The organism is Shewanella sp. Sh95, assembly GCF_001308045.1.
Lineage (GTDB): Bacteria > Pseudomonadota > Gammaproteobacteria > Enterobacterales > Shewanellaceae > Shewanella > Shewanella xiamenensis.
Genome location: NZ_LGYY01000053.1, coordinates 1 through 401 on the forward strand (window position 1 = coordinate 1; position 401 = coordinate 401).

The following is a 401-nucleotide window of genomic DNA, read 5'->3' on the forward strand; positions in this document are numbered from 1 at the left end:
ACCCGTCAGCGCCTGCAATGGTGCCAGATGCTTTTTCACAAAGCGGTCCACCGCCGGATGAAAGTGCCCGTAGCGAATCGACGCGCCAATGACCACCCGATCGTAGTGATGCCATTCGACGACATCGGTACGGTTCAGGTTCAGGGTGTCCGCATCGATGCCCAGCTCTTTAAGCTCAGAGGCGAGAAACGAAGCGATTTCACGGGTCTGCCCGTCGCGGGTGGAGAAGAGAATTAAAGTTTTCACGAGCACTCCTGTTATTCGCGCCAGCAAGTGGGGGTAAAGAGCACCAGCAAGGTGAACACTTCCAGACGACCAAACAGCATATTAGCAATCCGGATCCATTTCGCGACCGGGTTCATGTTGGCAAAGTTATCCGCGACTCGGCCGAACCCACGCTA

Annotated in this window: 1 protein-coding gene; it reads right to left on the minus strand. The window is 55.4% G+C overall.

The window, feature by feature from the left end:
• Nucleotides 1-246, minus strand: a 246-nt coding sequence (locus tag AEA42_RS04290) for a flavodoxin domain-containing protein (RefSeq protein ID WP_197278418.1), incomplete at its 3' end; no start/stop codon positions are given.
• Nucleotides 247-401: the final 155 nt, after the last annotated feature.